The organism is Mycobacterium sp. (assembly GCF_002863225.1).
In the GTDB taxonomy this organism is placed as follows: domain Bacteria; phylum Actinomycetota; class Actinomycetes; order Mycobacteriales; family Mycobacteriaceae; genus Mycobacterium.
This window is the reverse complement of record NZ_PKEK01000009.1, coordinates 87,377-110,928: the sequence shown is the minus strand read 5'-3', so window position 1 is coordinate 110,928 and position 23,552 is coordinate 87,377. Positions and strand designations below refer to the sequence as shown.

General features: G+C 68.5%; 19 protein-coding genes and 1 pseudogene. 10 read left to right on the top strand and 10 right to left on the bottom strand.

Going from position 1 to position 23,552, the window contains the following annotated elements; all coding sequences use genetic code 11:
- Positions 1–2: 2 nt before the first annotated feature.
- Positions 3–1,268 (bottom strand): primosomal protein, encoded by a 1,266-nt coding sequence (locus tag CYU59_RS01870; RefSeq protein WP_292975196.1) that lies wholly within the window; start codon positions 1,266–1,268, stop codon positions 3–5.
- Positions 1,258–1,563: a hypothetical protein gene (locus tag CYU59_RS01865; RefSeq protein WP_292975194.1), complete on the bottom strand. Its 306-nt coding sequence runs from the start codon at positions 1,561–1,563 to the stop codon at positions 1,258–1,260. Before CYU59_RS01865 ends, CYU59_RS01870 begins: the two co-directional genes overlap by 11 nt.
- 124 nt (positions 1,564–1,687) lie before the next feature.
- Between CYU59_RS01865 and CYU59_RS01860 the strand changes: the two genes are divergently transcribed.
- Together CYU59_RS01860 and upp are read left to right on the top strand one after the other, a co-directional pair.
- Positions 1,688–3,031 (top strand): PE-PPE domain-containing protein, encoded by a 1,344-nt coding sequence (locus CYU59_RS01860; protein WP_292975192.1) that lies wholly within the window; start codon positions 1,688–1,690, stop codon positions 3,029–3,031.
- Between the two features lie 26 nt (positions 3,032–3,057).
- Positions 3,058–3,681, top strand: coding sequence for a uracil phosphoribosyltransferase (gene upp, locus CYU59_RS01855; RefSeq protein WP_292975190.1), 624 nt, complete (start codon positions 3,058–3,060; stop codon positions 3,679–3,681).
- A gap of 12 nt (positions 3,682–3,693) precedes the next feature.
- On the opposite strand, the gene CYU59_RS01850 is transcribed toward upp, so the two are convergent.
- The 3 genes from CYU59_RS01850 to CYU59_RS01840 are packed head-to-tail and all read right to left on the bottom strand — an operon-like array spanning position 3,694 to position 6,562.
- On the bottom strand, positions 3,694–5,280 hold the full coding sequence (locus tag CYU59_RS01850) for a phospho-sugar mutase (RefSeq protein ID WP_292975318.1): 1,587 nt from the start codon (positions 5,278–5,280) through the stop codon (positions 3,694–3,696).
- Positions 5,281–5,312: 32 nt separating this feature from the next.
- Entirely contained in the window at positions 5,313–6,119 is an 807-nt protein-coding gene (locus tag CYU59_RS01845; RefSeq protein WP_292975188.1) for a purine-nucleoside phosphorylase, read from the bottom strand.
- An 11-nt stretch (positions 6,120–6,130) separates the two neighbouring features.
- Positions 6,131–6,562 (bottom strand): MarR family transcriptional regulator, encoded by a 432-nt coding sequence (locus CYU59_RS01840; RefSeq protein ID WP_292975186.1) that lies wholly within the window; start codon positions 6,560–6,562, stop codon positions 6,131–6,133.
- A 51-nt stretch (positions 6,563–6,613) separates the two neighbouring features.
- On the opposite strand from CYU59_RS01840, the gene CYU59_RS01835 reads away from it, so the two are divergent.
- The 3 genes from CYU59_RS01835 to CYU59_RS01825 are packed head-to-tail and all read left to right on the top strand — an operon-like array spanning position 6,614 to position 9,644.
- Positions 6,614–7,252, top strand: a complete 639-nt coding sequence (locus CYU59_RS01835; protein WP_292975184.1) for a TIGR03086 family metal-binding protein — start codon at positions 6,614–6,616, stop codon at positions 7,250–7,252.
- 41 nt (positions 7,253–7,293) lie between these two features.
- Complete coding sequence (locus tag CYU59_RS01830) at positions 7,294–8,478, top strand: M20 family metallopeptidase (RefSeq protein ID WP_292975182.1); 1,185 nt, start codon at positions 7,294–7,296, stop codon at positions 8,476–8,478.
- Positions 8,475–9,644: a M20 family metallopeptidase gene (locus CYU59_RS01825; protein ID WP_292975181.1), complete on the top strand. Its 1,170-nt coding sequence runs from the start codon at positions 8,475–8,477 to the stop codon at positions 9,642–9,644. The genes CYU59_RS01830 and CYU59_RS01825 overlap by 4 nt, the downstream gene beginning before the upstream one ends.
- Positions 9,645–9,836: 192 nt before the next feature.
- Here CYU59_RS01825 and CYU59_RS01820 read toward each other — a convergent pair whose 3' ends face one another.
- Positions 9,837–10,319, bottom strand: a complete 483-nt coding sequence (locus tag CYU59_RS01820; protein WP_292975179.1) for a gamma-glutamylcyclotransferase — start codon at positions 10,317–10,319, stop codon at positions 9,837–9,839.
- Positions 10,320–10,440: 121 nt separating this feature from the next.
- Between CYU59_RS01820 and CYU59_RS01815 the strand changes: the two genes are divergently transcribed.
- From CYU59_RS01815 to CYU59_RS01805, 3 genes and pseudogenes are all read left to right on the top strand, one after another.
- A complete protein-coding gene (locus CYU59_RS01815) occupies positions 10,441–11,847 on the top strand; it encodes an NAD(P)H-quinone dehydrogenase (RefSeq protein WP_292975178.1) in 1,407 nt (468 codons plus the stop codon).
- Between the two features lie 61 nt (positions 11,848–11,908).
- Entirely contained in the window at positions 11,909–13,666 is a 1,758-nt protein-coding gene (locus CYU59_RS01810; protein WP_292975176.1) for a glycerol-3-phosphate dehydrogenase/oxidase, read from the top strand.
- 66 nt (positions 13,667–13,732) lie between these two features.
- Positions 13,733–14,637: pseudogene (locus tag CYU59_RS01805) on the top strand (pseudouridine synthase).
- Here CYU59_RS01805 and CYU59_RS01800 read toward each other — a convergent pair.
- Positions 14,602–14,817, bottom strand: coding sequence for a hypothetical protein (locus CYU59_RS01800; protein WP_292975174.1), 216 nt, complete (start codon positions 14,815–14,817; stop codon positions 14,602–14,604). The pseudogene CYU59_RS01805 and the gene CYU59_RS01800 sit on opposite strands and share 36 nt — an antisense overlap.
- Positions 14,818–15,242: 425 nt before the next feature.
- Here CYU59_RS01800 and pstS point away from each other — a divergent pair, with 425 nt between their 5' ends.
- Together pstS and CYU59_RS01790 are read left to right on the top strand one after the other, a co-directional pair.
- Positions 15,243–16,355 (top strand): phosphate ABC transporter substrate-binding protein PstS, encoded by a 1,113-nt coding sequence (gene pstS / locus CYU59_RS01795; protein ID WP_292975172.1) that lies wholly within the window; start codon positions 15,243–15,245, stop codon positions 16,353–16,355.
- A gap of 88 nt (positions 16,356–16,443) precedes the next feature.
- A complete protein-coding gene (locus CYU59_RS01790) occupies positions 16,444–17,646 on the top strand; it encodes a PPE family protein (RefSeq protein WP_292975170.1) in 1,203 nt (400 codons plus the stop codon).
- Between the two features lie 56 nt (positions 17,647–17,702).
- Here the strand turns inward: CYU59_RS01790 and CYU59_RS01785 are convergent, their stop codons facing one another.
- From CYU59_RS01785 to CYU59_RS01775, 3 genes are all read right to left on the bottom strand, one after another.
- Positions 17,703–18,029 carry a DUF732 domain-containing protein gene (locus CYU59_RS01785; protein ID WP_292975168.1) on the bottom strand — a complete coding sequence of 109 codons (327 nt, stop codon included), beginning with the start codon at positions 18,027–18,029 and terminating at the stop codon, positions 17,703–17,705.
- Positions 18,030–18,201: 172 nt separating this feature from the next.
- A complete protein-coding gene (gene nei2, locus CYU59_RS01780) occupies positions 18,202–18,957 on the bottom strand; it encodes an endonuclease VIII Nei2 (RefSeq protein ID WP_292975166.1) in 756 nt (251 codons plus the stop codon).
- Positions 18,958–18,960: 3 nt separating this feature from the next.
- The gene (locus tag CYU59_RS01775) at positions 18,961–23,517 is read right to left on the bottom strand and encodes an ATP-dependent helicase (protein WP_292975164.1); all 4,557 of its coding nucleotides are present in this window, start codon (positions 23,515–23,517) and stop codon (positions 18,961–18,963) included.
- Positions 23,518–23,552 lie beyond the last annotated feature (35 nt).

Genomic DNA, 23,552 nt, shown 5'->3' with positions numbered 1-23,552 from the left:
CGCTATTCGCGCCTGAGCCGCGACTCGACGAACTGCACCAGGTCTTCCCACGCGCCCACCGCATCGGCGTACGGCGGCTTCGGCTTGCCCGTCGAGTCGGGCTCGAGGATGTAGCCGATCAGCTTGCCCAACGGTTCGTCGGCATCAAGCGCCTTGTCGACGGTGGGGTCCTCGGAGTACTCGCCGAGGTCGCGCAGGAATTCGACCGCGAGGTCGAGCTGCTCGTGGTCGACCGCCTCCGGGCCGCCGGCGAAATCGTCGGCCAGTCCGCTCAGCACGTAGACGTTGTCATCGGTGATGTCGACGTGCAGCGAGCCGTCGGTGGCGGCCGTACGGATGTCGTCGTAGGTGCTCAAGTCCGACAGGTCGTGGTCATGCTCGTCGGCGAGGTACCGGGCCAACGCGCGCTCTGAGCTGAACACGCTGATTCTTCCGTTGCGGCCCAAGAAGATCGGGCGGTCGTCGAAATAGCAGCGCAACGTGTAGAAGGTGCTCGTGCCGGTCATGATCCGGATCGGATCGATGCCGACCTTGGCCCAGAAGTCCTCGTCGCCGCCGAGTACCACCTCGTCACCGGCCGCTCGGGCGGTCACCGGATCCTCGGCGATCGCGACTTCGGGTTCGGGCTCCTCGGTGGCCTCCGGCTCGACCGCCGGCTCTTCCTCTTCGTACGGCTCGGCCAACTCGGCCGCGGCGGCGTCGGACACCGCGCTGTCCACGTCGGGGATGCTGACGATCCCGTCGACGGCGCTGATCACGTCATCCCAGCCGCGGCCGACCACATCGGCGATGACATTCCAGCGCTTGAGCCCGGCCTTGCCGCTGAAGTGGTCGATGCCGCCGCTCAACGAGCCCAGCGTCGGGTTGCCGTTGAAGAACTTCATCACCGCCGGCAGCTCGCAAACGGATCCGATCGACGAGACGATCGTCAACGCATTGGCCAGTGTTGCCACCGACTCGGCGGTCGGCTTCTCCGACACCAGCTCTTCGACCGCGATCAGGTCGTAGTGCCGATCCTCGGCAGGGTCGAGCTTGTGGGCGTTGGCCTCGGTCAGCGCCTGCCACGCCGGGTGGTCGGCGAGGTCGTTGTCGGAGTTGGTCCGCACGAACGCGACCAGGTCGGCGGCCGACTCGAAGGTGTAGAGGTCTTCGTCCTTGCCCAGGAACGCCTCCCACTCGTCACCGGCGTCGCGCCAGCGGGGCGCCCATACCGTGTAGCGGTCGCCGTCGGTCAAGCTCAAGCGGATAGGCACGAGGTCAGCAGCCATGCGGCTCACAATAGCGACGCGCTGCCCGCGGATCGGGGTCAGGCACCCAGATGTCGCTGATCCCCGGAGCCCCGGCCGCAAGGTCGAGCTCGGGCAGGCCTGCCTCTGGAGTGACAGAGGTAGGTGGTGGCTGATCGGGTCGCCAAAGCTGCCGGGCTGGACGCCGCCCGTAGCTCACGGTCGGGATGTGGTTGGGGGAGCTGCTGCTGCTGAGGACCTCATCTGGGGTGTCGCCGGCGGACAACGCGTGAAAGCTGGGTTCGCTGGGTTGCAGATCGGCGAAGGGTTGCGGCATCATCGCGCCGTTCGACGCGTTCCTGAGAAATTGTCAGTATTTGCCGCCCAGACGGGTCCCTAGGCCCTACGATTCAGCCACGCCGCAGGGTCGGGGGTTCCACCCGCGGGCAGGGAGGACTTCGATGACTGTTGCGCGGACGCGTGCGTACGGTGCCGTTTTCGCGGCGGCTGCCTGCGCCACCACGCTGACCCTGACGCCGGCGTTCCAGTCCGGTGTGCGATCGCTGATCGCCGATGTCGGGCTGGTGGACAACATCGGCTGGATCATGGGCGGCACCGGGAACCCGATTCCCGATTCGGACTACCTGAGCAGCGTCCAGTCGCTCTACCTCGGCGGGCTCGCGGGATACACGTTCCAGGGCCTGGAAACCCCCGAGCAGTTCTGCCCGATCATCTGCAACCCCACTCAGCCGGACCTGACCTTCGGCGAATCGGTGACCGAGGGCGTCAACAGACTCAACGACGTCGTCATCCCGGCGCTGCAGGACGCTGACAACAGCGTCGCGATTCTCGGCTACTCGCAGAGCGCCACCGTCGCAACCGTGTTCATGAACGACTTGATCAACAACACCCCCGAGGGTGTCGACCTGAACAACCTGCATGTCACGCTGCTCGGCGACCCCAACAACGTGGTCAGCGGAATCCTGGATCGCTTCCAGTTCGCCGACGGCACGCACCTTCCATTCCTCAACATCCCGCTGGACCTCGACCCGACCCCGACGAGCGGCATCGACACCGATGTCTACATCGGCCAATACGACGGCTGGAACAACTTCCCGTCCGACGTCAGCAACCTGTTCGCCGTCACGAACGCACTGATCGGCATCCAGACCGTTCACCCGTACTACCCGGATCCAACCGCCGATGTGAATCTGGACATCAACAACATCATCGACCTCGGCCAGATCAACGACACGAACTTCTACGCGATCCCCGCGCCGCTGCCGACGCTGGCGTTCATGTACGACGGCGGGCCCGTCGGGCGCTTCTTCTACGACAGCTTCAGCCCATACGCGACGCTGATGAACAACTGGGCCTACGGCAACCCGGGCGACCCCTTTGTCGGCGTCAACGGCACGGACGCGATCGGCCCCTGGCAAGTCGACGCCTACGGCCAACTGATGGAGTCCGGTGTCGCCGGATTCTTCCTGAAGATGGATCCCTTACAGATGCTGGCCGGCATGCAATACGCTGCGGCGCAGACGATTATCGGGCCGACCAACGACATTCTCACCGCGCTCGGCCAGCCGGAATTGTCGCAATCGGTCATCGATTCGCTGCTGTCGGGTTACGACTTCACCAACCAGCTCGACGTAGCGTTCCTGGCCGAGTTGACCGCGCTGTCGGCGACTATCCCGTCGTTGGCTCCGGACGTGCTTTTCGACGGCTCGCCACTGATCTCCGCTCAGCCGTTGATCGACCTGGTCGGGTACGGCTTCGACATCTTCAACTCCTTCGGCGCCTGATTCGCGGGGGGCTAGGCTCACTTCGCGTGGACGTCCACGTCGTTGATCACCCGTTGGCCGCGGTGCGGTTGACCGCGCTGCGCGACGAGCGGACCGACAGCGCGGCGTTTCGAGCCGCGTTGAGCGAGTTGGCGCTCATGCTGGTCTACGAGGCGAGCCGCGACCTGCCGCGCGAGAACGTCGAGCTGCGAACCCCGTTGGCGCAGACCACCGGGACCCGCCTGGCGAAGCCGCCCCTGTTGGTAGCGGTGTTACGGGCCGGGCTGGGCATGGTCGATCGGGCGCAGGTGCTGCTGCCGGAAGCGGCGGTGGGTTTCATCGGCGTCGTCCGCGACGAGGAAACCGCAAGGCCCACACCGTATCTGGAATCTCTGCCCGATGATCTGCGTGGCCGTCCGGTGATCGTGCTCGATCCGATGCTGGCCACCGGCGGCTCGATGGTCCACGCCGTCGAGCTGCTGCAGGCCCGAGGCGCCGACGACCTCACCGTGGTGTGCGTGGTGGCGGCACCGGAAGGTATTGCGGCACTGGAGAAGAAGGCGCCACAGGCGCGGTTGTTCACCGCGGCCGTCGACGACGGACTCAACGACGACGCCTACATCGTGCCGGGCCTCGGTGACGCCGGCGACCGCCAATTCGGACCGCGCTAGCCCGCGACGGGCTCACCAGGCCCGAACCTCTGCCGCGAGTTGATCGCACAACTCGATGGCACGATGACGCTCGGCTGAGCGGACCTCGATGTAGAACTTGACCTTGGGTTCGGTGCCCGAGGGCCGTACGACGACCCGGGCCGTGGTGCCGGCGTCGCCGCCGGTGAAGATCAGCGCATCCGTCCGCAACGTCCCGCCGCTCTGCAGCAGATCTGTTGTCGCCGAGGGAAATCCGGCTACTTCGCTGCGCGGTGCGGACCGCAGCCGGCGCATCAATGCGGTGGCTTCCTCGGCGTCGGCGACCGGACGCGTCACCGCGGCGCCGGCGTGCACCCCGAAGCGGCGAGCCAGGTCGTCGAGTGCATCGAGCACCGAGCGGCGGTCGTTCTTGAGCGCGGCCACCACATCGCACACCAGCACCGCGGCGCTGATGCCGTCCTTGTCACGAACCGCTGCCGGGTCGACGCAATGGCCGATGGCCTCCTCGTAGGCGTACACCAAGCTGCTGCCCGGTACACCGGCGTCGGCGCGGGCCAGCCACTTGAAACCGGTCAGGGTCTCGACGTGCCGGGCGCCCCAGTGCGCGGCGATCGCCGCCAGCATCCGTGAGGACACCACCGTGCTGGCCACCACGCTGCCGGCGGTATCGATCCTCGACAGAATGTAATCGCCCAGCAGCCAACCGGTTTCGTCACCCGAAAGCATTCGCCAACCGTCCGGCGCGGGTATGCCGACCGCACAGCGGTCAGCGTCGGGGTCGAGGGCGATCGCGACGTCGGCATCTGTGTCGGCGGCCAGGGCCAGCAGCGCGTCGGTGGCACCGGGTTCTTCCGGGTTGGGGAAGGCGACGGTGGGAAAGTCGGGGTCGGGATCGAATTGTCCGGCGACAGTGTGCACGTCACCGAAGCCGGCGCGCCGCAGCGTTTCGACCGCCACCTCGCCGCCCACCCCGTGCAGGGGAGTCAGGGCCACCCGGATCTGGCCCGACGTCGAGCGACGAACCCGCGCGGCGCGCTCGATGTAGTGCCCGACCAGATCGCCGCCGGCCGGTTCGACGGACGACCTGTCGATCTGGTCGGCGAAAGGCGCTGCAGCGATGGCGGTTTCGATGTCGCGGTCGGTAGGGGTGACGATCTGGATGCCGCCGTCCAGGTACACCTTGTAGCCGTTGTCGGCGGGCGGATTGTGCGACGCGGTGATCTGGACGCCGGCCGCCGCTCCGGTTCGCCGGACCGCGAACGCGAGTACCGGCGTCGGTGCGGGGTGGGGCAGCAGTGTCACCGAAAAACCCTTGGCGGCAAATACTTCAGCGGCCGCGGTGGCAAACGTCGCCGATCCGTGGCGCGCGTCGCGGCCCACGATCACGCCTGCGCCCGCCAACCCGCGGTCGGTGAGCACCGTCGCCACCGCCCAGCTGGCACGCAACACCACCGCGAGGTTCATCCCGTCCGGGCCGCCGCGCAGCGGACCACGCAACCCCGCGGTGCCGAATGACAACGGGCGGGCGAAACGCGCCGTCAGCTCCGCCTCGTCGCAGGCGGCGAGTTCGGCGGCGGTCAGCGGGTCGGGGTCGTGCGCGATCCAGTCCTGGGGATTAATGGCGCCGCTCCTCGCAGATGTCGTCGCCAGCCCTACAGCCGCGCCACCACGTTGGCCAGCAGTGCACCCATCCGGGCTGCCGACGCGGCTCCGGTGTCGAGCACCTCGACATGGCTGAGTGGCTCGCCGGTGATGCCGGCCCCCATGTTGGTGACCAGTGAGACCCCGAGCACCTCCGCGCCCGCGGCCCGGGCGGCGATCGTTTCGTGCACGGTCGACATGCCGACCAGGTCGGCGCCCAGCGTCCGCAGCATCCGGATCTCAGCGGGCGTCTCGAAGTGCGGGCCGGGCAGCCCGGCGTAGACGCCTTCGGTCAGACCCGGGTCCACCTGGCGGGCCAGCTCCCGCAGTCGCGGGGAGTAAGCGTCGACCATGTCGACGAACTGGGCCCCGATCAGGGGTGAGCGCGCGGTCAGGTTGAGGTGGTCGCTGATCAGCACCGGCTGCCCTACGCCGAACGTCTCGCGCACGGCGCCGGCGGCGTTGGTCAGCACGACCACGCGGGCGCCGGCCGCGCAGGCCGTGCGCACCGGGTGCACGACGTGTGACAGGTCGATGCCCTCGTACGCGTGCACTCGTCCGACCAACACCAGCACCCTGTGGCGCCCGATATCCACCGACATCACCTGGCCGGTGTGGCCGGCCGCCGACGGCGAGGTGAAACCCGGCACCGCAGCCATCGGCACGGTCGCGATCGGACGACCCAGCGCGGCGACCGCCGGCGCCCAGCCGGAGCCCAGCACGATCGCGACGTCGTGTTCGGCGAAGCCGATGTGATCGGCGATGAACTGCGCTGCCGTACGCGCGAGCGCATCAGGGTCTAACCGGCCGTCGTACACAGTCAGGCAGCCTAATCCGCTTCGCGCCGGCTGAGTTGGTTCAGCACCCGCAGGAACATCTCGCGTTCGTTCGCCGACAGTGTTCCGAGCCACTGCTCCTCACCCCGTTGGATGTCGGCTTGCACCGCGTCCTTGACCGCCCGGCCCGATTCGGTGATCGCCAGTAGGCGGGCGCGGCGGTCGTCAGGGTCGGGTGTCCGCTCGATGTGGCCGTGCCGCTGCAGCTCGTCGAGGGTGGGAATGATGCGGGTCTTGTCTGCGCCGATGGCCTCGGCGAGCGCGGTCTGAGTGCGGATCGGTGTGCGGTCCAGGGCGGTCAGCACGACGTAACCCCACATCGACAGCCCGTGCGACTCCAGCGCCGGCATCTCCGCAGCGACCGTCTGGCGAGCCAGCTCCGTCAGCATCTCCGCGAGGTCCCGTCGCGTCGCTCTGCGCCCCATCCGGTGATGATAGGGCTGGACACATAATAAGCATGCACATACGATAAGCAGATGAATACTAAATTCGATATCCGACCTCTACATCGAATCGCGGTGCAGGCCTCGGTGGCGGTCGTCGAGACCGTTGGTCCGGGCGACCTGTCGCTGGTGACGCCCTGTGCCGGTTGGAATCTCGGCGACCTGCTTGCGCACATGACCGTGCAGCACCACGGTTTCGCCGCTGCCGCCCGCGGCCACGGGGCCGAGCGGTCGGTCTGGGACGTCGACACCGTCGCCGCTGCCGTCGCGGCGGACCCCGCAGGCGCGTATTCCGCGGCCGCCGCCGACGTGATCGAGGCGTTCGCCGGCGCCGGCGTGCTGGAGGCGCCGTTCGTGCTGCCGGAACTCGGCGGCGACGCGGAATTCCCGGGTGAGATGGCGATCGGCTTCCACTACGTCGACTACGTCGTGCACGGCTGGGACGTGGCCCGCAGCCTTGGCCGCCGCTACGAACTGCCGGCCGACGTGGTGGCAGCCGCAATGCCGCTGGCGCTCTTCGTACCCGACGGCGACTTCCGCGCCGCCGACAACGCGCCGTTCGGTCCGGCGATCCCGTCGTCCGACCCGGCCGACGACCTCGACCGCATCCTGGCGCATCTGGGCCGTTCGCCGCAGTGGAAGCCACCCGTGGTGGTGGGCGACCTCCGCTAGTCGTTGTGCTTGCCGCCGGGCGGCGGTGAGATACTGCATCGATGGCCTCGACCCCCGCGCTGGATCGCGTCGATGACACGGTGCAGCGTCGCGGCACCGAGCTTGTCGAGCTGTCGCACGCGATCCACGCCGAGCCGGAGCTGGCGTTCGCCGAACATCGAAGCTGCGCCAAGGTGCAGACCCTGGTCGCCGAGCGCGGTTTCGACCTCACCCCGGCGCCCGGTGGTCTGGACACGGCATTTCGCGCCGACTACGGCAGCGGCCCGCTGACGGTCTGCGTGTGCGCCGAATACGACGCGTTGCCAGAGATCGGACACGCGTGCGGCCACAACATCATCGCCGCATCGGCGGTGGGGGCCGCGCTGGCCCTGGCCGACGTCGCCGACGAGCTGGGCCTGCGGGTCTCGTTGCTGGGCACGCCCGCCGAAGAGTTTGGCGGCGGAAAGGTGTTGCTACTCAACGCCGGAGTGTTCGACGACGTGGCGGTGTCGGTGATGGTGCATCCCGGGCCGGTGGACATTGCCGCCGCGCGCTCGCTGACGCTGTCTGCGGTCCGGGTGACGTACCGCGGCAAAGAATCCCACGCATCCGCCGCGCCGTATCTGGGCATCAACGCGGCCGACGCGGTCACCGTTGCGCAGGTGGCGATTGGGTTGCTGCGTCAGCAACTGGCGCCCGGCCAGCAGGTGCACGGCATCGTCACCAAGGGTGGACACGTCGCCAACGTCATCCCAGGCCGGACCGAGATGCAATACACCATGCGGGCCACCGATGCCTCGTCGCTGGCGGACCTGGAAGCCAAGGTGAGCGACTGCTTTCTGGCGGGGGCGGTGGCCACCGGCTGCGACTTTCACGTCGAGCACACTGAGCCGATGTACGACGCGCTCAAGCCTGACCCGTGGCTGGCCGACACCGTCCGAGCCGAGATGACCCGACTGGGCCGTTCGCCGGTCGACGCGGCGCTCGAGGCGGCGCTCCCGCTGGGCAGCACCGACATGGGCAATGTCACCCAGGCGCTGCCCGGCATCCATCCGATGGTCGCGGTGGAGGCCGGTGGGGCGTCTTTGCATCAGCCTGATTTCGCCGCCGCAGCCGCCGGGCCGTCCGCCGACCGGGCGGTGCTCGACGGGGCAATCATGTTGGCGCGCTCGGTGGTTCGTCTGGCCGAGTCGGCCGAGCAGCGGGACCGGGTGCTGGCCGCGCACGCTGAACGGGCGGCGTCATGAGACTCTCCGATGTCGCGACCGGGTGGCTGGCCGAGCACAACGACGACCTGATCGGCTGGCGGCGGCACTTCCACCGCTACCCGGAGCTCGGCCGTCAAGAGTTCGCGACCACGCAGTTCGTCGCCGAACGGCTGGCCGGCGCCGGGCTCAACCCGAAGGTGCTGCCCGGCGGGACAGGCCTGACGTGCGATCTGGGCGACGGTGAGCCCCGCGTCGCGCTGCGCGCCGACATCGACGCGCTGCCGATGGCCGAGCGGACCGGCGCCGCGTATGCCTCCACGATGCCCAACGCCGCGCACGCCTGCGGCCACGACGGGCACACCGCGATCCTGCTGGGCACTGCGCTGGCGCTGGCCGGGGCGCCGGAGTTGCCGATCGGGATCCGGCTGATCTTCCAGCCCGCCGAGGAGCTGATGCCGGGCGGCGCGATCGACACCATCGCCGCGGGTGCGATGTCCGGGGTCAGCCGGATCTTCGCCCTGCACTGCGACCCGCGGCTGGCGGTCGGCAGCATCGCCGTCAAGCCGGGCCCGATCACGTCGGCTGCCGACATGGTCGAGATCACGCTGTCGTCACCGGGTGGGCACACGTCGCGACCGCACCTGACCGGTGATCTGGTCTACGGGCTCGGCACGCTGATCACCGGTGTGCCCGGGGTGTTGTCACGCCGTATCGATCCACGCCACAGCACCGTGATGGTGTGGGGTGCGGTCAACGCCGGCCTGGCCGCCAATGCCATTCCGCAGAGCGGCACGCTGGCCGGCACGATCCGCACCGCCAGTCGCGAGGCCTGGCTGGGTATGGAGGAAATCTTCCGGGAGGCGGTGACGGCCCTGCTGGCGCCGTTGCACATCGAGCATTCCGTGCAGTACAACCGCGGCGTGCCGCCGGTGGTCAACGAGGAGGTCTCGACGCGCATCCTCACCCACGCCATCGAGGCGCTCGGCCCCGATGCGCTGGCCGACACCAAGCAGTCCGGTGGCGGCGAAGACTTCTCCTGGTACCTCGAGGAGGTGCCCGGCGCCATGGCCCGGCTCGGTGTGTGGTCGGGGCACGGTCCGCAGCTGGACCTGCACCAGCCGACGTTCGACCTCGACGAGCGCGCCTTGGGAATCGGGCTGCGGTTGATGGTCAACATCGTCGATCAGGCCGCCGCGCTCGGCTGAGCGCGGAGGCGGGCAGCCGCGCTCTGTCACGGCGCCACTTCTGTCACAGCGCTACCTCTGTCACAGTGCCGCCGACATGCTCTCTCTGCCCACCTCTGAGCGACAACTGCGTGAACGTGACGCGTTGTCGCTCAGAGGTGGGCAGATGCACTACCGGCCGGGTGAGGGGCTGGTGCGGCTCGTGGGGTTGCGTTACTCGCCGCCGTGCCCGGGTCCTACATTGCGGGCCGGGCAGGTGCGGATCTTGTGCACGTAATCGCTTGGTGCACCGGCGATTTCGGCGGCGTCGGCCATCACGCCGATGTAGCGCGCCGACGGCAGACCGCCTTCCCACGCGTCCACCACGTACAGCCAGGCCAGCACCGGATCTGTCGTGGTGTCTGAGGACAGCCGCTCCACCCGGCAGCGGATCTTCTTGTGGATGCCGAGCTCGGAGCCCTCCCAGCGATCGAGGTTGTTCTCGTCGGCCGTGGTCATGTCGTAGAGCACGACGAAGACCTTCGACGTGGGGTCCTCGACGACGGTGGCCAGCGCACCTTCCCAGCCGATGTCCTCGCCGCCGAACGTCAGCCGCCAGCCGTGCAGCCAGCCGGTACCGGCCATCGGCGAGTGCGGTGCCCGCTGCTGCATTTGCTCGGGATGCATGTTCGAGCCGTAAGCGGCGTAGATCGGCACGGGGAAAGCTTAAACGGCGTCCGCACACGCGGCGCATATCCGCCAGGTTCGCGCTGCTCGATTGCCCTGCTCCGCCTCAGCCGCCGCGCGGCTGCCCCGCCGCCAGGCTAGTTTGAGGGACGTGGCAACCCGCATCGTGATCATCGGGGGAGGGCCGGCCGGTTACGAGGCGGCGCTGGTCGCGGCCGCGCGCGACGCCCGCGTGACCGTCATCGACTCCGACGGCATCGGCGGCGCGGCGGTGCTGTTCGACTGCGTGCCGTCCAAGACCTTCATCGCCTCGACCGGGGTGCGCACCGAGCTGCGGCGCGGCCCGTATCTGGGCTTCGACATCGACATCGAGGCGGCCAAGATCTCCTTGCCGGAGATCCACCAGCGGGTCAAGCGGCTGGCTTTCGACCAGTCCCAGGACGTCAAGGCGCAGCTGCTGAGCGCCGGGGTCGACGTCGTCGAGGGCAAGGGCGAGCTGGTCGACACCGCCCGCGGCCTGGCGGCGCACCGGGTGCAGGCCACCGGCCCGGACGGTGCGACGTCGGTCTACGACGCCGACGTGGTGCTGATCGCCACCGGCGCCAGCCCCCGGGAGTTGCCGACCGCGCGGCCCGACGGTGAACGCATCCTGACGTGGCGACAGCTCTACGACCTGCAGGCGCTGCCCGAGCACCTGATCGTGGTCGGCTCGGGCGTCACCGGCGCTGAATTCGTGCACGCCTACACCGAGCTGGGCGTCGACGTGACAGTGGTCGCCAGCCGCGACCAGATCCTGCCCTACGAAGACGCCGACGCTGCCGAGGTTCTCGAGCGGATCTTCTCCGAGCGTGGCGTCGAGCTGGTCAAGAACGCCCGCGCCGACTCCGTGACCCGCACCGACGACGGGGTGCTGGTCACCCTCGCCGACGGCCGGACCGTCGAGGGCAGCCACGCGCTGATGACGATCGGCTCGGTGCCCAACACCGGCGGCCTGGGTCTGGACCGGGTCGGCATCGAACTCGGGCGCGGCAACTACCTGACCGTCGACCGGGTCTCACGCACCTCGGTGTCCAACATCTACGCCGCCGGCGACTGCACCGGTCTGCTGCCGCTCGCCTCGGTCGCGGCGATGCAGGGCCGGATCGCGATGTGGCACGCCCTCGGCGAGGCCGTCACCCCGATCCGGCTCCGCACGGTCGCCGCGGCGGTGTTCACCCGGCCCGAGCTGGCCGCCGTCGGCGTCCCGCAGTCGGCCATCGACGACGGATCGGTCCAGGCCCGCACCATCATGCTGCCGCTGCGAACGAACGCGCGCGCCAAGATGTCCGGCCTGCGGCACGGTTTCGTCAAGCTGTTCTGCCGCCCGGCCACCGGCGTGGTGATCGGCGGTGTGGTGGTGGCGCCGATCGCGTCGGAACTGATCCTGCCGATCGCGATGGCGGTACAGACCCGGCTGACGGTGAACCACCTGGCCCAGACCCTGAGCGTCTACCCGTCACTGTCCGGCTCGATCACCGAGGCGGCCCGGCGCCTGATGGCGCACGACGACCTGGACTGATCGCTCCAGGTAGCCTTGGTGTCAAGAATCTACTGACGAGTAACCGACAGGAGACCGTGCCGTGAGCGACCCGATTCGCGTCCCGGCCAGCGAGCAGACCAGGCCGAGTTCGTTTCTGGGGGCCGAACAACGCGCGTCTGCCTGGGACCGGCTCGGCAGCGAACAGTTCGACGTCATCGTCATCGGCGGCGGAGTCGTCGGTTCGGGCGCCGCCCTGGACGCCGCCACCCGCGGGCTGAAGGTCGCGTTGGTCGAGGCCCGCGACTTCGCCTCGGGCACCTCGAGCCGGTCGTCGAAGATGTTCCACGGCGGGCTGCGCTACCTCGAACAACTCGAATTCGGTCTGGTGCGCGAAGCCCTCTTCGAGCGTGAGTTGTCGCTGACGACGCTGGCGCCGCATCTGGTCAAGCCGCTGCCGTTCCTCTACCCGCTGACCAAGCGGTGGTGGGAACGCCCGTACACCGCCGCCGGCCTGCTGCTCTACGACCAGCTCGGCGGCGCGAAATCCGTGCCCGCGCAAAAGCATCTGACCCGGGCCGGCGCGCTGCGGTTGTCGCCCGGTCTCAAGCGCAGCGCATTGATCGGCGGTATCCGCTACTACGACACGGTTGTCGACGACGCCCGGCACACGCTGACGGTGGTGCGTACCGCTGCGCACTACGGCGCCGTAGTGCGGTCGTCGACACAGGTGGTGTCGCTGCGGCGCGAGGGTGACCGGGTGACCGGCGTGCGGGTGCGCGACTCCGAAGACGGCGCCGTCACCGATGTGCGTGGCCATGTCGTGGTGAACGCGACCGGGGTGTGGACCGACGAGATCCAGGCCTTGTCCAAGCAGCGCGGGCGGTTTCGGGTACGGGCCTCCAAGGGCGTGCACATCGTCGTGCCGCGGGACCGGATCGTCAGCGACGTCGCGATCATCCTGCGGACCGAGAAGTCGGTGATGTTCGTGATCCCCTGGGGCAGTCACTGGATCATCGGAACCACCGACACCGACTGGAATCTCGACCTGGCGCATCCAGCCGCCACCAAGATCGACATCGACTACATTCTGGGCACCGTCAACACCGTGCTGGCAACTCCGTTGAGCCACAACGACATCGACGGTGTCTACGCCGGGCTGCGTCCGCTGCTGGCGGGGGAGAGCGAGGAGACGTCCAAGCTGTCCCGGGAGCACGCGGTAGCGGTGCCGGCCCCCGGGCTGGTGGCAATCGCGGGCGGCAAGTACACCACCTATCGGGTGATGGCTGCCGACGCGATCGACGCTGCGGCGCAATACGTTCCAGCGCGTATCGCGCAGTCGATCACCGAGAAGGTGCCCCTGCTGGGAGCCGACGGTTACTTCGCCCTGATCAACCAGACCGAGCACGTCGGCGCCATGGAGGGTCTGCATTCCTACCGGGTGCGGCATCTGCTGGATCGCTACGGGTCGCTGATCGACGAGGTGCTGGCCATGGCGACCGGGCAGCGTGACCTGCTGAACCCGATCGCCGCCGCGCCGGGCTACCTGCGGGTCGAGGTGGCCTACGCCGTCGCCGCCGAGGGCGCGCTGCACCTCGAGGACATCCTGGCCCGGCGGACCCGAATCGCCATCGAGTACTCCCACCGCGGCGTCGACTGTGCCCGCGAGGTGGCCGACATCGCCGCACCGATCCTGGGCTGGTCGGATGCCGACATCGACCGCGAAGTCGAGACCTACATCGCACGGGTCGAGGCCGAGGTGTTGTCCCAAACCCAGCCCGACGACGCCTCAGCCGACGCGCTGCGGGCCAGCGCCCCAGAGGCCCGCGCCGAGATACTCGAGCCGGTCCCGCTGAACTGACCGGTCTGCTGCCTCGTGCGCACCGGATAGGCTTGCGGGCCAAGATTCGTCGTTGTCAGGAGCCCCATGCGCCGCCCCACCCCGCTGCCGGTGCGTGCGGGCTTGGGGCCGGCCCGGCTGCGGTTGCGCGGCGGCTCGGTGATCGGCGAGCTGGACGAGCGATTCGGTGCCCAAGCCCGAACGAAAGTGCTTGCCGGTGAGGTGGTTTGCGCCGACGGCTCGGTCGTCGACGAGACGACGGTGTTGCCGGCCGGCGCGGTCGTATTCCTCTACCGCGACCTGAGCGACGAGGTCGAGGTCCCGTTCGACATCCCGGTGCTCTACCAGGATGAGGACATCGTGGTCGCCGACAAGCCGCACTTTCTGGCCACCATGCCGCGTGGTCGACACGTCGCCCAGACGGCGTTGGTGCGGCTGCGGCGGAAACTCGGAATCGACGAGCTGAGCCCGGCGCACCGGCTGGACCGGCTGACCGCCGGGGTGCTGTTGTTCACCACCCGCCGCGAGGTTCGCGGGGCGTATCAGACGCTGTTCGCCCTTGGTGCGGTGCAGAAGACCTATCTGGCCAGGGCCGCGGTAGACCCCGACCTCGGTTTGCCGCGGGTAGTACAGAGTCGAATCATCAAGCAGCGCGGCAACTTTCAAGCCTTCGAGGAGTCAGGTGACGCGAACGCCGAAACGCTGGTGGAGCTGTTGTCCGCTGACGGGCTGTACCGGTTGACGCCACGTACCGGTCGCACCCACCAGTTGCGGGTGCACATGGCGTCTCTTGGCATCCCGATATACGGAGACCCGCTCTACCCCGATGTGATCGAGGTGGCGGCCGACGATTTCGCCACCCCGCTGCAGCTGCTGGCGCAGCGGATCGCATTTGATGACCCGCGCAGCGGGATCCACCGCGAGTTCGTCAGTCGACGTCGGTTACCGGGATGACCTCAGCACCGCTCGACGCCGGGGCTGATCATCGGTAGGTCGTGGCCGACGAAGATGTGACCGGGCCGTGCGGACACGGTGGGGGCGGCGGGGTTGCCGCGGACCGACGACGCGGCCGACGTGACCGCGTTGAGCGCTTGGCGCGCCCAGTCGGTCAGGCCGGTTGCTGCGGTCAGTTCGGCGAAGCGTGCGCTGACAAAGTCCTGAAGAGTTTCCACTTGGTCCGTCCTTAAGTAAGTGGCGGGCAATTCGTAAACGTTTGGGGAGCCGACATTGGCTCAATGAATTCGGTTTTTGTGATGAAGCCCATTGCATGTGGGATGTGCGACGCAGCTCACCTGAGCTGCAACGGAAAGTCGCCTATTGATATTCCATCATAAGCGTTGCGCATATTTCGGCGTCCCCGGTGAACGTCAACAACGGGTGAATCTTTGCGACGGTTCTGGTCGGGGGTGATCCGGATGAATCGTGAACGGGCGGCAAACAGCGGCTGAAATCGTCAAACCCGCTCGTTCAGCAAATGCCGGCCACAAATGACGGCTCATGAATGTTGTTACCATGCCCCATGGATGCGAGCGGCACGGCAGCGTGGCGTGCACATCGCCGGTGCGATCAAATCCAGAAGACCACCGAAGGAATTGGATTGAAGCTCAACCGATTTAGCGCCGCACTGAGCGTTGTGGCGGCCGGCATGCTGATCTTGACGGCCTGCGGCACCCACAACAACGCCGCCGGCGGCGGTACGAGTACGACCGCGCCTCCGGTCAAGGTGACCTGCGGCGGCAAGCCGGACCTGAAGGCCAGCGGCTCGACCGCGCAGAAAAACGCGATGACCGAGTTCGTCAAAGCCTTCGCGCAGGCGTGCCCCGGGCAGTCGCTGGACTACGCCGCCGACGATTCCACCGCCGGTATCAACGAGTTCCTGGACAGTAAGAACGATTTCGCCGGGTCGGACTCGGTGCTCAGCAGAGCCGAGTACGACCGGGCCCAGCAGCGGTGTGGGTCTCCCACCTGGAACCTGCCCCTGGTCATCAGCCCGATCGCGATCGCGTTCAACGTCAACGGGGTGACGTCGCTGAACCTCGACGGCCTGACTGCCGCCCAGATCTTCAACGGCCAGATCAACATGTGGAACGACGGAGCTATCCAGCTGCAGAACCTGGGCGTGCAGCTGCCCAACGAGCCGATCCACGTCGTATTCCGCGAAGACGAGTCTGGAACCACGGACAACTTCCAGCGCTACCTCGACACTGCCTCCCGGGGCACCTGGGGATTTCCCGCCGGACGAAAGTTCAACGGGGGTATCGGCGAGGGTGCTGTCGGCAACGCCGGCGCCGCCGAGAAGGTGAAGAACACCGAAGGCTCGGTCACCTATCTCGCCTGGTCGTTCGCCCAGTCGCAGCACCTGAACGCCGCCAGCATCATCACCTCGGCCGGCCCTGACCCGGTGAGCATCAGCCCGGAGTCGGTAGGCAAGACGATTTCCACGGCGTGGTTCATCAAAAAGGGCGACGACCTGGCCCTCGACACGATCTCGTTCTACCGGCCGAACCAACCGGGCGCGTACCCGATCGTGCTGGCCACCTACGAGATCGTGTGCTCCAAGTACGCCGACCCGAAGGCGGGCGAGGCAGTCCGGGCCTTCCTGCAGAGTTCAATCGGTCCAGGTCAGAAGGCTTTGGTGGCGGCCGGTTACATTCCGATTCCCGACGAGTTCAAGCCCCGGCTGCTGAACTCCATCAACGCGATTTCCTAAGGCGGCGAGGCTAATGTTCCAGCGTATTTGCCGCCGTGGTCAAGCCACTGTTCCCAGCGTTCTCTCACGGTAGGGGACCTTTTGAATCATGGACTTCACGACGTTGCCGCCCGAAGTGATTTCGGCGCTGATCCATTCCGGCCCCGGTTCGGGTTCGCTGGCTGACGCCGCCGCCGGGTGGCGTCAACTCGGCGCCGACCTGGAAGAAGCTGCGGACAGCTATGCAGCCGCGGTGTCGTCGATGTCCGATACGTGGCACGGCCCGTCGTCGACGGCGATGTTCCAGTCGGCCGCGCCCTACCTGAGCTGGCTTCGCACCACCTCACAGCAGGCTCAGCAGGTCGCCGCGTCCGCCCAGGCGGCGGCCACCGCGTTCAACTCCGCGAGCGCATCGGTAGTACCGACCGCGCAGGTGCTGGCCAACCGGACGCGGCTGGCGCAGCTGCTGGCCACCAACACGTTCGGCCGGAACATGCCGGCGATCGCCGCGACCGAGGCCGAATACCAGCAGATGTGGGCAAACAACGCGGCGGCGATGACGCGCTATCAGGCTGCCTCGGCGCAGGCCACCACGTTGCCCCAGTTCACTTCGCCGGCGTCGACCACGAACCCGTCGGCGCAGGCCACCCAGGCCAACGCCCAGACCGCCGCTGCCGCCAACTCCGGCGGCTCGACCGCGGCCAAGGCCGCGGCGGCCGCACCGGCCGAGCCGCTTCCGGTTGCCGGCGACCCGAACGCGGGCTACGTCGGCCTGGCAAACACCTACGCCAACCAGTTCGTCTCCTCCGGCTTCCCGATCAACCTGCTCAGCTACCTGGCCCAAAGCCAGTCGGCCCAAGCGTTGCAGGGCGTGAGCGCCCAGGTCGGCCAGGGCGTCTCGGAGGGCGAAGAGGCGCTGGGTGGTGCGGCGTCCAACCTGGGCGGCGGCGCTGCCGGGGCACTGGGAGCACTCGGTGGCGGGGGAGGACTCGGGGCGCTGGGTGCCGCGGGGCTCTCGGCCCCGTCGACCGCCGCGGCCACCGGCGTCGGAGTGCCGATGGGCGGCCTGATGGCGCCACCGGCCGCTGGAACGCTGCTGGCGACATCGCAAGCGCCGGTTCAACTCGCTTCGGCGGCAACGCCGCTCGGCGCGGGTGAAGCTGCCGGCATGCCGATGATGCCGCCGCTGATGGCACCGCCGATCTCACCGGGCAGCGGCTGGCGCAAGCGCAAGGCGCAGAAATACGAAGACATTTCGATCGGTGCCGAACTCAAAGGCAACGTGATGAAACCGCCGCCGTCGGCGGGTTGAGCCTTTAGCCGCATCGCGAAAGTACTTGCAGCAGAACAGAAGCTGCTACTTCGGTGTCAGGCTCCGGTGTGTCGCGGGCAGAACGCGGCGATGCTGACGCCGACGAAGAAGCCGGCGTGGTAGCCGTCCAGACCGCTCTGCTGCATCACGTCGTTCGCGACATCGCCTGACGGGCGACCCCCGTCGAGTGCGTCGCAGACCTGATGCCCGGCGATCACCGCCGCCTGTGCGGAGGCGAAGGTGATCTGCTTGGACTGCAACGCATTCAGAAAGCTCGCATCGACTGAATCGGCGTTCGCGCTGGACGGGGTGATCGCCAGGATGCTGAGCGACGTCAACGCCAGGACCAGGCCGGTCGATCGCACAGGCTTGAGCAGGCGCACGCGGGTGGTCGTCCTTTCTCATCCGGTCCGCTGAGCAGAAATCGCGAGTAATGCCGCAGCGAGCAAAGTCGCCGACAGCGATCATTGCATGCCGCACCCAGACTTTTGAAGCGCGCACTGTGGCCGGCGCGGGCAACCTGGATCGTTCACCGAATGGACATGCCCTGGGCATTCAGCGTTGGCAGGCAGGGCACCAGTACGCTACCCGCTCGCCGCTGTCGTCGAAGTTGATCGGCGTTCCACAGCGAAGGCAACGTTCGCCTTTGCGTCCGTACACCCAGTATCGCCGACCGGGACGGTCGTCACCGGTGATGCACCGATTCTTGCGTAACCGGTTGACCCACAACATGTCGCGAGCCCGAACGGCAAGGCGCTGCGGGTCGGTGACGGCACTCACCGGCGCGGTGGGCAGGTAGCCACTGACAAAACACAACTCGTTGCAGAAGACGTTGCCGATTCCGGCCATCACCCGCTGGTCGAGCAGCGCTTCGGCGATCCGGCGGTCCGGGTCGGCGATCAGGTTGTCCGCCGCCACTTCTGCGTCCCAGTCCTCACCGAGCAAATCTGGCCCCAGATGGTCGACCGTCTCGTCGTCGCGTTCGCGTTCCAAAATCTCCAGGACGCCCAGGTCGATACCGAGCGCCCGAATACTGTTTGTTTCCAGAAGAATTCGAACCCGATAGTCGACCCGTCCACTCTTCGGCGTAATTCTCCAGCTGCCGTCCATCTTCAGATGCGAGTGGATGCTGGCCGGCCCGACCCGGATGAACAGATGCTTGCCGCGGCTTCGCACCTCGTCGACTGAATGACCGCGCAGATCGACTGTGGCATAGCGGGGTACCCGCACGTCGCAGCGCGTCAGCGGGTGGCCGACCAGCGCTTTCCGCAACTTTTCCGCGGTCCGGAACACGGTGTCACCCTCAGGCATGGGCTATCGCAACCGCAGCCCGCGCGGGGTCCGGGCGAATCCGGCGTCGGTCAGGGCGGTGGCCACGGTGCCCGGCACTTCGGGCGCCAACACCGGCGCACTGTTGATCCGCTCGATGAGGATCGCATTGACCTGTCCGGCCGCGACAAGCTCGGCGAGCGCCACCGCCGCGGAGTGGTTGGCCTCCGGGACGTCGTCGGCGAAGCTCAGCAACGACCGCCCGCCGCGTTCGAGAAACCACACGAGTTCGCCGTCGACCAGCACCACCAGCGCGCCCGCCTTGCGGCCCGGCCGGGCGGCCCCGTCCTCGCTCGAGCGCGACGGCCAGGGCAGTGCCGCACCGTAGGGGTTTGCCGGGTCGGCGGCAGCCAGCACGACTGCCCGGTATTCGGGTCGTTCGGGATCGACACCGTCGAGGTAGCTGCGCAGCCGGTCGACGGTGGAGGCGACGGCGAATTGGGCGCCACCCAGGGATTCGACGAAGTAGCCGCGCTGGCACCGGCCCGCGTCCTCGAAAGCCGTCAGAACCTTGTAGAGCATGGCGAAGCCGCCCGGAACGCCCTCGGCGCCGACCGCCCCCCTGGTCAGCACCCCGTGCCGGTTCAGCAGCAACTCCGCCTGATGGTGAGCACGGGTGGTGGAGTCGGGCTCGGCCGCGGGCAGCGCCGACCACCGTCCGGCGACGGTCGGGTCGGCGGCGCGCGCCTGCGCGTGCGCAACGCTGTACCGGCTCAGCCGTGGCGGCCGCTTGGTACGCCCCTGGCGGTGTGCCGGTGCGGACCGCCGTCGACCCGGCCCGCCCGACAGCATCGCGCGCACCGGCGCGAACGTGTCCCCGGTGACCCAGCCGGCCCAGATCAGTTCCCACAGGGCGGTCTTCAACTCGGCTTCGCCGACACCGTCCTGGCCCAGCTGCCGGAAGAAGAACGCGCCGCCGCCGGAGAGCATGTCCAGGACCGCCCGGTGGGTCGCGGTGAACTCGATCTCCGAACCCGCGGCGAGCGTCAGCGGGGCGGTGTCGGCGGCATGGAAGGCGACCCAGCCGTCGCTGCCGGAGATCGAACCCGCGCCCGACCACATCACCTCCCCGGAGGCGAGCAGTTCATCGAGCAGCGACGGAGAGTAGTCGCGCACCCGCGGTGCCAACACCAGCGATTCGATCGCCGACGCCGGCAGCGGCACCCCGGCGAGCTGGTCGATCACCCCCAGCAGCCCGTCGAGCCCGGCGTTCGACCTCGACCCGGTGCCGAACCCCTGCCAGGCGGGCAGGAACCGCGCGTAGGCGCTGGTGCTGACCGGCTCCACCTGGGCGCGCAGTGCCGCCAGCGAGCGGCGACGCAGGATCCGCAGCACGTCGGCGTCACACCATTGATCGCCCACGGCATCGGTGGAGAACTCACCGCGGACCAGCTTTCCGTCGGCGGCCAGCCGGCCCAGGACGTCGGCGGCCACCCGGAGCCCCAGCCCGAACCGGGCCGCCGCATCGGCGGTGGTGAACGGTGCACGGGTGCGCGCATACCGGCTCAGCAGTTCGCCCAGCGGGTCGGCGACCGCCTCGGTGAAGCTGGCCGGCACGCCGACCGGCACCGCCACTCCGACGCCGTCACGCAACCGGCCGATGTCCTCGATCGCCACCCACCAGCTGCCGCCGGCGAACGACACGGGCAGCGCACGCTTGGCCGCGTACAGCGCCTCCAGCCACCCGCTGACGTCGGCGCCGCCGGAGCGGGCGGCGACTTCCTCGGCGGTCAGCGGACCGAGCAGGCGCAGCAGATCGGCGACCGCCTCGGCGTCGCGGGCCGCGCGATCGGGTGACAGATGCTGGAGCTGACGGCCGGTGCCCGCGACGACGTCGGGGTCGAGCAGCTCGCGCAGCTCGACGCGGCCCAGCAACTCGGCCAGCAGGGTGGGGTCCAGCGACAGCGCTGCCGCGCGGCGCTCGGCCAGCGGGCTGTCGCCTTCGTACATGAACGCCCCGACGTAACCGAACAGCAGGGAGACCGCGAACGGCGAGGGCATCGAAGTCTCGGTCTCGACCAGGCGGATCTTGCGGGCGGCGATGTCGTTCATCAGCCCGGCCAAGGTCGGCACGTCGTAGACGTCCTGCAGGCATTCACGGACCGTCTCGAGCACGATGGGGAAGTCCGGGTACTTGCGCGCCACGTCGAGCAGTTGGGCGGCACGCTGACGCTGGTGCCACAGCGGCGACCGCTTGCCGGGATGTCGGCGCGGCAACAGGAGGGCGCGCGCGGCGCACTCGCGGAACCGGGAGGCGAACAACGCCGAGCCGCCCACCTCGGCGGTGACGATCGGGTCGATCTCGTCGGCGTCGAAGACAAACAGCTCCGCGCCCGGCGGTGTGTCGGCCCCGGACTCGGAGACGGTGTCCGGCAGCCGCACCACGATGCCGTCGTCGGAGGCGGTCGGCTTCTCGTCGATGCCGTAGCGTTCGCGCAGCCGTCGGCTCACCGCCAGGGCGAGCGGCCCGTGTACCCGCAGTCCGTAGGGGGAATGCAGTATCACCCGCCAGTCGCCGAGCTCGTCACGAAATCGCTCGACCAGCAGGGTGGCGTCGGTGGGCACCACCGCGGTCGCGGAGCGCTGGTCGTCCAGCAACCGCCACAGGTTTTCGGTGGCGTAGGAGTTGAATCCCAGCTCGGCGCAACGGCTCTCGAAGGGACCCCGCTCGAGGGCGGCCAGCTCTCCGGTGAACGCACCGACAGCACGGCCGAGCTCCGCGGGCCGTCCGGAATCGTCGCCGCGCCAGAACGGCAGCCGGGCCGGCTCACCGGGGGCCGGTATCACCAGCACCCGGTCGTGGGTGATCTCGGTGATCCGCCAGCTGGTCGCGCCGAGCGCGATGACATCACCCGGCCGGGATTCGTAGACCATCTCCTCGTCGAGTTCACCGACCCGGGAGGGGGTTTCGGAATCGGTGGCCAGATACACGGTGAACAGGCCGCGGTCCGGGATGGCGCCACCGGATGTCACGGCGAGCCGCTGCGCCCCGGGCCGGGCTGTGACCGTGCCGTTGTCGCGGTCGTACACCAGACGGGGCCGCAATTCGGCGAACTCGGTCGACGGGTATTTGCCGGACAGCAGGTCGAGGGTGGCCTCGAAGGCGCTGTGCGGCAACGTCGCAAACGGCGCGCTGCGCCGTACCGAGTCGAACCAGCGGTCGACGTCCAGTGGCTCCAGCGCCGACGCCGCGACGGTGTGCTGAGCCAGGATGTCGAGCGGGTTGGTCGGCACCCGCATCGACTCGATCTGGCCGGTGAGCATGCGTTGCACCGTCACTGCACAGCTGATCAGATCGGTGCGGTGTTTGGGGAACAGCACCCCGCGTGAGACCTCGCCGACCTGGTGCCCGGCGCGGCCGATGCGCTGCAGACCGCTGGCCACCGACGGTGGCGCCTCCACCTGGATGACCAGGTCGACGGCCCCCATGTCGATACCCAGCTCCAGGCTCGACGTCGCCACCACCGCTTTCAGCCGGCCGGATTTCAGGTCGTCTTCGACGATGGCCCGCTGCTCTTTGCTGACCGAGCCATGGTGGGCGCGGGCCAAGATCGTCGGAGCGCCGTAGGTCTGGCCGCTACCCAACACGTGCGCGGGAGCTCCGCCGGCGACTTTCGGATTCGCCTCAGCCGGGCCGTCGGAGCCGGTGCGCTCGGCGTGGATCTCGTTGAGCCGGGCGGTCAATCGTTCAGCCAGCCGCCGTGAGTTCGCGAACACGATCGTCGAATTGTGCGACTCGACCAGATCGACCAGCTGCGCCTCGACGTCGGGCCAGATACTGCCGTTCTCCAGGTTGGCCATATCGGGGATCGGTACCTGCACCGCCAACTCGAAGGTCTTCGCCGCCGGGGGGGAGACGATGGTGGTCGGGGAGCTGCCCGACAGGAAGCGGGCCACCTCCTCGGCCGGGCGCACGGTCGCCGACAGCCCGATCCGCTGCGCCGGCTCGGGCAGCATGTCGTCGAGCCGCTCGAGAGACAGGGCCAGGTGCGCGCCTCGTTTGGTGCCGGCGATGGCGTGAACCTCGTCGACGATCACGGTCTGCACGCCGGCGAGGGTCTCCCGGGCCGCGGAGGTCAGCATCAGAAACAGCGACTCGGGCGTGGTGATCAGCACGTCGGGTGGATTGCTGATCAGCTGCCGGCGCTGAGCGGGTGGCGTATCGCCCGAGCGCAGACCCACGGTGATCTCCGGTGCCGGCAGGTCGAGCTGAGCGGCGACACGGGCCATCCCGGCCAACGGGGTGCGCAGATTGCGCTCGACGTCGACGGCGAGCGCCTTGAGCGGTGAGATGTAGAGCACCCGGGTGCCGGCCCCGCGCTCGCTGCGTGGCGCCGCGGCCAGGGCGTCGATGGCCCACAGGAACGCCGCCAGCGTCTTGCCCGATCCGGTGGGGGCGATGACCAACGTGTTGTGCCCGTCGGCGATCGCGGCCCAGGCCTCGGCCTGCGCCGGCGTGGGCGCGGCGAAGGTGCCGGCGAACCAGTCCCGGGTGACAACGCCGAAACGCGCCAGGGCGCCCGGCGGCGGCTGATCGGACACGGAGTGCACCCAGCCATCATGACAACGGGGTACGA